3 protein-coding genes and 1 pseudogene are annotated in these 7273 nt (G+C 72.6%); 3 read left to right on the top strand and 1 reads right to left on the bottom strand.

Annotated elements, in window-relative coordinates:
- Nucleotides 1-134, top strand: a pseudogene (locus tag ACFQ3T_RS32660) (sugar ABC transporter permease YjfF); the annotation flags it as partial.
- Here the strand turns inward: ACFQ3T_RS32660 and ACFQ3T_RS32655 are convergent.
- Nucleotides 135-2567, bottom strand: coding sequence for an NB-ARC domain-containing protein (locus tag ACFQ3T_RS32655; protein WP_380729333.1), 2433 nt, complete (start codon nt 2565-2567; stop codon nt 135-137).
- Between the two features lie 155 nt (nt 2568-2722).
- Between ACFQ3T_RS32655 and ACFQ3T_RS32650 the strand changes: the two genes are divergently transcribed.
- Nucleotides 2723-2896, top strand: a complete 174-nt coding sequence (locus tag ACFQ3T_RS32650; RefSeq protein ID WP_380729331.1) for a hypothetical protein — start codon at nt 2723-2725, stop codon at nt 2894-2896.
- Between the two features lie 192 nt (nt 2897-3088).
- Nucleotides 3089-6952 (top strand): discoidin domain-containing protein, encoded by a 3864-nt coding sequence (locus ACFQ3T_RS32645; RefSeq protein ID WP_380729329.1) that lies wholly within the window; start codon nt 3089-3091, stop codon nt 6950-6952.
- The last annotated feature ends 321 nt before the right edge of the window (nt 6953-7273 follow it).

Raw genomic sequence — 7273 nt, 5'->3', positions numbered from 1 at the left:
TGCTCGTGCTGGGCACCATCCAGACGCTGATCTCGTTCGAGGGCACGCTGTCGTCGTGGTGGACGAAGATAGTCATCGGCGGGCTGCTGCTGGCGTTCATCGCGTTGCAGCGGGTCATCGTCCGGAAGACGTGATCAGGGCGGGCTCTCCCAGCCCGCCAGGAGGTCGGCCGCTTCCCGGGTGCGCGGGTGGTTCGCGCCCTGCACCCGGGACATCTCGGCCAGCACCTCGTTCAGCTCGGCGACGGCCTCTTCGCGCCGGCCCGCGCGGTGCAGCAGGTCGGCGCGCTGCTGCCTGATCCGGAGCACGCGCGGGTGGTCGGGGCCGAACACGGCCTCGACCACCCGGCGCAGGGCGGCCAGGTCCCCCACCGCCTCCGGGTCGCCCGCCACCCCGCGCCAGAACGCCGTGTTGGAGCGGTAGGTCAGCGTGGTCGGGTGGCCCGCGCCGAGGGCCGTCTCCGCCTCCGCCGTGCCGGCCTCGAACTCGGCGATCGCCTGGTCGAGGTCGCCCGCCACGGCACGCCAGTAGGCCAGGTTGTGCCGGGCGATGAACGTGTCGTGGTGCCCGTGCCCGGCCACCGCCGCCAGCCCTTCCGCCGCTTCCCGGAAGACAGCCACGGCGCCGCGCACGTCGCCGGTCTCGCCGACCCACCGGCCGACGTTGAGCATCACCCGCAACGTCCGCGCGTGCCGCGGCCCCAGTTCCTCGCGCAGCACGGTGACCAGCGCAATCGCCGCGTCGCGCGCGCCGGCGAAGTCGCCGGCCAGCCCCAGGCACAACGTGCGGTCGTCCTCGGCGTCCACGCGCAGCGGGTGCGCGGCGGGCAGGCCGCAGTTCGCGACGAGCGACGTCAGCTCGGCGAGCGCGGTCTCGATCAGCCCCGACTCCATCCGGAACCTGACCTGGTACATCCGCGCCCACAGCGTGTCGACGTCGGTCGGACCGAGGTCGCGCTCGGCGGCGGCGCGGATCTCCCCCAGGCGCGCCAGCGCGGTGGCCGTGTCGCCGAGGTCGCCGACCGCCCTGGCGGCCTCCGTGCGCAGGTGCAGCACGTCCCGCGGCTCGACGGCACGGGCCAGCAGCTCCTCCGCGACGTCGCGGGACGCGGCGGCCCGGCCGATGCCCGCCAGGTGCCGCGACACCCGGCGCAGCACGGGGTGCATGCCGCCGTCCCACAGGTGCTCCGCCGCGACCCACCGCAGCACCTCGCCGTCGCGGTGCAGCGCCGCCCCGGTGTCGGGGTCGGCGGTCGCCCACTCGCGCTCGATCGCGTCGGCCGCCGCCACGGCGACCGCGGCCAGGTCGGGCACCAGGTCGCGGGCCGCGCGCTGGACGAGCGCGTGCGCCTCGACCCGGCCGTGGTGGGTGACGAGGTTGAGCCGGTGCAGGGCCCGCAGCGCGGGCAGGTTGCGCCCGCCGTCGAGCAGCACGGCCTCCGGGATGCCGTCGGGCGCGAGCACCGACACCAGCCCGAGCACGTCGACCGCGTTGGGGGCCAACGACTCCGCGCGTTCCAGCGCGAGCCGCACCGCGCCCGCCACCGTGCCGCCGTGCTCGTCGGCGGGCGAGGACGGCGGGAACAGGTCCGCCACCCGCTGCCGGCGGTCGGCGAGGAGGGCGAGGTAGCCGGGCACGTCGACGCCGGAGTCGATGAGGAACGCGGCGGCCTGGGACAGCGCCAGCGGGAAGCGGCCCAGGGCGTCGGCGAGGGCGGCCAGCTCGGCCGGCTCGTGCCGGGGGTCGACCGACAGCCGGGCCGACAGGTACGCGGTCGCCTCGTCCCGGTCGAACATGCCGACGGGGATCACGCGGGCGTCCGGGCGCAGGAGGGACGCGTCGCGGCGGCGCGTGGTGATCAGGCAGCGGCCGGCGTCACCGGCGGGCCACAGCCCGGCCAGCTCCGCCGGGTCGTCCACGTCGTCCAGCACGACGAGCCACGACGTGGTGGTGGACCGCAGCCAGGCCAGGAACAGGTCGGCCTGGGCCTCGTCGTCACCGCCCGCGTCGGCCTTCACCTGCACGCGCCACGCGCGGGCGTACCCGGTGAGCACCGATTGCCTGGTCCCCGCGCCGACCCAGACCAGCACGTCGGCGGACGCCCGGTGGAACGCGGCCGCGGCGAGCTGGGACTTGCCCACCCCGCCCGGTCCGGTGAGCAGCACCTGGCGGACGTCGTCGTCGCGCAGGGCCGCGTCGATCGCGTCGGACGGCCCGGTCCGGTCCCGCAGGGCGGCGGCGTCGCTGGGCGGCCGGCCGACGACCACGCGCCCGGACTTCGGGGTGGCACGGCGTTCCTGGTGCGCGGCCCGCCACAGCGCGCGCAGCGCGTCCACCCGCGTCACGCCGCCGGTGGCGAGGCCGACGGCCAGCACGGCGTCGAAGTCGCGGGGCACGGACTGGCCGCCGATCCACTCGCCCAGCCGCCGGGCGTTCACCGCGACCCGTCGCCCGGACGGCAGCAGGACCGCGCTCGCGCGCCGGGCGACGGCCTCGTCCGACACGTCGGGCACGCGTTCCCGCAGCCTCGTCAACGCCTGCGCGAACGCCGCTTTCGGGTCGCTCACCCGCCACCTCCCCGGAAGATCGAAGTCTAGTTCCCCGCACCGGCCCGGAGCGGGGACCGGAGAACGTTCTCCCACCAGGCGAAACGTCCGCGGCCGGTATCGGGGCGACGCTCGCGCGGCCTAGCTTTCGGCCAGGCTGAGCGGAAGGGGTCGACGTGGTGCGACAGGACGGGAACGGCGCGGCGGCGTGGAGGGCGCTGCTGCTCCTCGGGGTGCTGCTGAACGGCATCGGGCTGGTGGCGGGGATACCGCTGCTCCCGCTGGTCGGCCTGCCGGTCGCGCTCGTCGGCTTGATCGGCACGCTCGCCGCCAAGCGCAAGGCGTCCTAGTCACCGAGCCGGTCACCGACGCCTTGCCGCGAAGGCCGCCCCCACGCCAGGGGCGGCCTTCGTCGTGTCCGACCGTTGACTTCCCCAGGGCGCTCTGCAACCCTTCGAGCCAGTCTTGCAAGAACTCGACAGCTCACCGGAATTTTCTGACAATCCCTGGGAACTGCCCTAACGAGAAGGGCCAGCACGCCGATGTCACCGACGACACGTGCTCGTTCACGCCTGACCGCCTCCCTGCTCGCACTGTCCCTCGCCGCGTTCACCCTGGTCTCCCCTACCGCCCAGGGCGCCCCCGCGGCCACCACCGACCTCCTCGACCTCGGCCGGCCCACGCGCATCGACCAGGTCCGCCTGGCGATGCCCGAGGACGGCGACCGGCAGGACCCGACGTTCGCCGTGCAGACCAGCGTGGACGGCAAGGGCTTCGCCACCCTCGTCCCGGCCGACCGGCGGACGTTCGACCCCGCCGAGGGCAACGACCTGACGTTCGACTTCGACCCGACGCTCGTCCGCTACGTGCGCGTCGCCGGCACGCGGGTCGCCGACATCGACGTCCGCCAGGCCGTCGCCGCCGCGGCCGCGCTCTCCGCGACCTACACCGCGAGCAGCCACAACGACGTCTACCAGGCGCCCAACGCCGGCGACGGAAACCAGGCCACGTACTGGGAGAGCGCGAACAACGCGTTCCCGCAGTGGTTGCGGGCCGACCTCGGCGCGTCGGTGAAGGTCGACCGGGTCGTGCTGAAGCTGCCGACGTCGGGCTGGGGCGCGCGCACCCAGACGCTCGCCGTGCAGCACAGCGCGGACGGCCAGGTGTTCGGCGACCTGGTCCCGTCCACCCGGCACACGTTCGACCCGGCCACCAACAACACCGTGACGATCCAGTTCACCGCCACCACGACCCGGTACCTGCGGCTGCTGATCACCGGCAACACCGGCTGGCCCGCCGGGCAGATCGCCGAGTTCGAGGTGCACGGCCCGACCGGCGGCGACACGCAGCCGCCCTCCGCGCCGACCAACCTCGCCTACACGTCGCCGCAGGCCGGCCAGATCAGGCTGACGTGGTCGGCGTCGACCGACAACACCGGCGTCACCGGGTACGACGTCTACGCCAACGGCGTGCTGCGCACGAGCGTCGCGGGCACCGTGCTGACGTACACCGACACCCAGCCCGACGGGCTCGCGGTGACGTACCACGTGATCGCGAAGGACGCGGCGGGCAACCGGTCGGCCGCGAGCAACTCCGTCACCCGGCCCGGCTCGCCCGCCCCCGGCACGAACCTCGCCAAGGGCAGGCCGATCACCGCGTCCTCGCACACGTTCACGTTCGTCGCCACGAACGCCAACGACGACAACGTCACGACGTACTGGGAGGGCGCGACCTACCCGAACACGCTCACCACGCAGCTCGGGTCGAACTCCGACCTCAGCTCGGTCGTGCTGCGGCTCGACCCGGCGGCGGCGTGGAGCACGCGCACGCAGAACATCGAGGTGCTGGGCCGGGAGCAGAGCGCCACGGCGTTCACCACCCTGGTGGCGGCGCGGGACTACGTGTTCAACCCGGCGTCCGGCAACGCGGTGACGATCCCGCTGACCGCGCGCGTCGCGGACGTCCGGCTGCGCATCACCGCGAACACCGGCGCTCCCGGCGGCCAGGTCGCCGAGTTCCAGGTGTTCGGCGTGGCCGCGCCGAACCCGGACCTGACCGTCACCACGACGTCGTTCACGCCGGCGAGCCCGGTGGAGACCGACCCGCTCACGCTGTCCGCCACCGTGCGCAACGCTGGCACGGCGGCGTCCGGCGCGACCGACGTGACCTTCTTCCTCGGCGACACCTCCGTGGGCGCCGCCCAGGTCGGCGCGCTCGCGGCGGGCGCGTCGGCGACCGTCACGGCGAACGTCGGCCCGCGCGGTTCGGGCTCCTACCAGTACACCGCCAAGGTGGACGAGGCGAAGAAGGTCGTCGAGCAGGACGAGGCGAACAACGCCCGTTTGCACCCGAGCGCCCTGGTCGTCACGCCGGTGCCGAGCTCGGACCTGGTCGGCACGACGAGCTGGACGCCGGGCAACCCGGCCAACGGCCAGAACGTCACCTTCGCCGTCGTGCTCCGCAACGAGGGCTCGATCGCCTCGGCGAGCGGCGCGCACGGCGTCACGGTCACCGTCCTCGACGCCACCACGGGCGCCACCGTGCGGACGCTGACCGGCAGCCACACCGGCACGATCCAGCCCGGCCAGTCCGCGCCGCAGATCACCCTCGGGCCGTGGCCGGCGGCCAACGGCAAGTACACCGTGCGGACCCAGATCGCGGTCGACGCCAACGAGATCGCGGCGCGCCAGGCGAACAACGTCACCACCTCGCCCCTGTTCGTCGGCCGCGGCGCGAACGTGCCGTGGCAGCACGTCGAGGCGGAGGACGGCGTCACGGCGGGCGGCGCGGCGAAGATCGGCCCCAACCGGACCATCGGCGACCTCGCCGGCGAGGCGTCCGGCCGGCGCGCGGTCACGTTGAACAGCACGGGTTCGTCGGTCGAGTTCACCACGAACGGGCCGACCAACACGCTGGTCACCCGCTTCTCCATCCCGGACGCGCCGGGCGGTGGCGGCATCAACGCCACGCTGAACGTGTACGTCAACGGGACGTTCCACAAGGCGATCGACCTGACGTCGCGGCACATCTGGCTCTACGGCAACGAGGCGAACCCCGGCAACTCGCCGGGCGCCGGCGGTCCGCGGCACATCTACGACGAAGCCAACGTCATGCTCAACGGCACGTTCCCGGCGGGCACGAGGATCAAGCTCCAGAAGGACGCCGCGAACACCACCAACTACGCCATCGACTTCGTGAACTTCGAGAACGCGGTGGCGCGGGGCAACCCCGACCCGGCCCGGTACCTGACGCCGACCGGGTTCGGCCACCAGGACGTGCAGAACGCGCTGGACCGGTTCCGCATGGACACCAGCGGCAACCTCCTCGGCGTGTACCTGCCGGCGGGCACGTACACGACCACGCAGAAGTTCCAGGTGTACGGCAAGCCGATCCGGGTGGTCGGCGCGGGACCGTGGTTCACGAAGTTCGTCGTGCCGACGACGCAGGAGAACACCGACGCGGGCTTCCGGGCCGAGCAGTCGGTGAACGGGTCGACGTTCAGCGGGTTCGCGTTCTTCGGCAACTACGTCTCGCGCATCGACGGCCCCGGCAAGGTGTTCGACTTCGCCAACGTCTCGAACATCACGATCGAGGACATCTGGGCCGAGCACGTGGTGTGCCTGTACTGGGGCGCGAACACCGACTTCATGACGATCAAGGACTCCCGCATCCGCAACACGTTCGCCGACGGCGTCAACATGACCAACGGCAGCACGGACAACCGGGTGGCCAACATCGAGGCGCGCTCGACCGGTGACGACAGCTTCGCGCTGTTCTCGGCGATCGACGCGGGCGGCGCGGACGAGAAGAACAACGTGTACGAGAACCTGTCCTCGCTGACGACGTGGCGCGCGGCCGGGCTCGCCGTGTACGGCGGCTTCCTCAACACGTTCCGCAACATCTACATCGCCGACACGCTGACGTACTCGGGCGTCACGATCAGCTCGCTGGACTTCGGCTACCCCATGAACGGCTTCGGGCCGGAGCCCACCACGTTCACCGGGCTGACGCTGGTGCGGACGGGCGGTCACTTCTGGAACGGGCAGACGTTCCCCGGCATCTGGATGTTCTCGGCCTCCAAGCCGTTCCGCGGCATCCGGGTCGCCGACGTGGACATCGTCGACCCGACGTACGCCGGGATCATGTTCCAGACGAAGTACACCGGGTCCACACCGGAGAACCCGATCCAGGACACCGTCCTGACGAACGTCTCGATCTCCGGGGCCAGGCTGAGCGGCGACCAGTACCAGCACAAGTCCGGCATCGGCGTGTGGGCGAACGAGATGCCGGAGGTCGGGCAGGGACCGGCGGTCGGCGCGGTCACCTTCAACAACCTCAGGTTGAGCGACAACGTCGAGAACATCCGCAACCGGACCAGCACGTTCACCATCACCGTCAGCCCCTGACGCACGACGTCGGGTGAGGCGCCGCCCCGTCCCCCGGGGCGGCGCCTCGTCGTGCCCGGCCCGTCCGCGTCACGGCGACGACCGCTCGGATTCCTGGTGCTCATCTGTTCCGCAGCCGTTGACGGCGGTCTGGACCACCTGCGAAGCTATGCCGAGAGAGCGCTCTCACACCTCTCCTCACCCCTGCATAGGAGCTGTCGTGAGATTGATCGCGCAGAGTTGCGCGGCGGTGGTCGCCGCCGCGCTCGTCGTCCTGCCCGCGCCGGCCCAGGCCGCGTCGCCGTCCGCCGACGCCCTGCACGTCGCGCTGGCGCGCGACCT

This window comes from Saccharothrix hoggarensis (assembly GCF_042678885.1).
GTDB classification, from domain to species: domain Bacteria; phylum Actinomycetota; class Actinomycetes; order Mycobacteriales; family Pseudonocardiaceae; genus Actinosynnema; species Actinosynnema hoggarensis.
This window is presented reverse-complemented; position numbering and strand designations above follow the sequence as displayed.

Coding starts and splice junctions, on each gene's coding strand:
- ACFQ3T_RS32645 (WP_380729329.1), top strand. CDS start 3,089: ATGTCACCGACGACACGTGCTCGTTCACGCCTGACCGCCTCCCTGCTC.